At 76.0% G+C, this 1,674-nt stretch carries 3 protein-coding genes; all 3 read left to right on the forward strand.

The window, feature by feature from the left end; translation table 11 throughout:
* Positions 1-900: HAMP domain-containing sensor histidine kinase (locus GT030_RS12705; protein ID WP_161201199.1), on the forward strand; the 900-nt coding region annotated here is incomplete at its 5' end.
* A gap of 55 nt (positions 901-955) precedes the next feature.
* On the forward strand, positions 956-1,366 hold the full coding sequence (locus tag GT030_RS12710) for a hypothetical protein (protein WP_161201200.1): 411 nt from the start codon (positions 956-958) through the stop codon (positions 1,364-1,366).
* On the forward strand, positions 1,363-1,563 hold the full coding sequence (locus GT030_RS12715) for a hypothetical protein (protein ID WP_161201201.1): 201 nt from the start codon (positions 1,363-1,365) through the stop codon (positions 1,561-1,563). Before GT030_RS12710 ends, GT030_RS12715 begins: the two co-directional genes overlap by 4 nt.
* Positions 1,564-1,674 lie beyond the last annotated feature (111 nt).

Consider the following 1,674-nt stretch of genomic DNA (forward strand, 5'->3'; position numbering starts at 1 on the left):
ACCCGGCGCACGGCGGGCCTGGACCCGCGCACCACCGGCCTACGGCCGGACCCGGAGCGGACCGGCGTCACCGAGGTCGACGAACTCGGCTCCACCCTGCGCACCGTGCTCGCCCGCTACGACGAACAGGCGGCCCGCACCGCCGAGGCGCTCGACACCGCCCGCTCCTTCTCCTCGGCCGCCGCGCACGAACTGCGCACCCCGCTGATGAGCATGGGCACCAACCTGGACGTCCTCGACCTCCCCGGCCTGCCCGCACCGGACCGCGAGGAGGCGCTGGCCGACCTGCGCCTCGAACACGCCCGGCTGCTGCACCTGCTGGTGATGCTCCGGGAACTGGGCCGGGGTGACCTGGTGGAGGCCGAGACCTTCGCCGCCGTCGACCTCGCGGACCTCGCCGACACCGCCGTGGCCGAGGTACGGCGGCGGGACCGGGGCGCCGATGTCGCGCTGGACGCCGAGCCGGGGGTCACCGTGCCGGGCTGGGAGCCGGGGCTGCGGCTGCTGCTGGACAACCTGCTGGCCAACGCGCTCGCCCACGGCCGCGATCCGGCGGGCGTCGCCCGGATACGGGTGGCCGTGCGGCGCGCGGGGGAGCAGGCGGTGGTCGTCGTGGCCGACCAAGGGCCCGGCATACCGCCCGCGTCCCGGCAGCGGCTCTTCGAGCGGTTCCAGCGGGGGCCGCACAGCACCGGCTCCGGGCTCGGACTCACCCTCGTCGCCCAGCAGGCCGCGCTGCACCGGGGGAGCGTGGGTGTCACCGACGGCCCGGACGGCACCGGGGCCCGCTTCGAGGTGCGGCTGCCGCTGGACGGCACCGGGGCGCCGGGGCGGCGGGACTGGCTGATCGGGACAGCCGGGGCGAACCGGTCACAAGGTTTCCCCAAAGAGACCTCCTAGCCTCCGGGGCGACGGACGGCACCACGGCCCGTCCCGGACGTGAACGGAGACCCACATGGACGCACGACGAAGCACCCGCACCCTCCTCGCGGGCCTCGCCACCGCGGCGCTGCTGGCAGGCTCGGCCGGTGCCGCGTCCGCCGCCGACGCCTCACCAGGCGCCAAGCCCGCCGGTGACGGGGCGCGAGCCCTCTGCAAGCGGGCCCCGAAGGTCGACAGGCGCATCGACCGCGCCCTGAAGCGACTCGACGCGGGCAAGGCCCGGCGCGGCTCCGTGGCCCGCCTCCAGCAGCGCGTCGACAACGCCAGGAAGGCCGGCCACACCGAGATCGCCACCTTCCTCAAGGGCCGCCTCGAGACCCGGGAGTCACTGAAGAAGGACCTGCAGGAGCGCAAGAAGGACCTGGCCGGGGTCAAGACCTGGTGCGCGAAGAACGACGGCGGCAAGAAGGACGGCGGCAAGTGAGGCGCGGCTTCCGGCGCGCGGCGGCGGCCGTCACCCTGGCCGCCCTCGCGGCCCTCACCACCGCCTGCGGCCACGACGACGCCGCCACCCCGACCAGCACCCCTTCGGGCTACGCGGACATGAAGAAGAAGGTCGACGCGGCGGAGTCGGCGGCCGCCGCGGCCGACCGCGACGCCACCAGCGACGCCGACCGGTAGGGGCAGCGGCAGCGGTCGGCACGGGGGCGTCCTCTGGAGGCGCCCCCGTCGCCGTACCCGGCCCGAGGGCGTGCCCGCAAAGTCCCGCCTGGCTCGCGACGCCTGGCACGC

The organism is Streptomyces sp. SID1328 (assembly GCF_009865595.1).
GTDB classification, from domain to species: Bacteria; Actinomycetota; Actinomycetes; order Streptomycetales; family Streptomycetaceae; genus Streptomyces; species Streptomyces griseoluteus.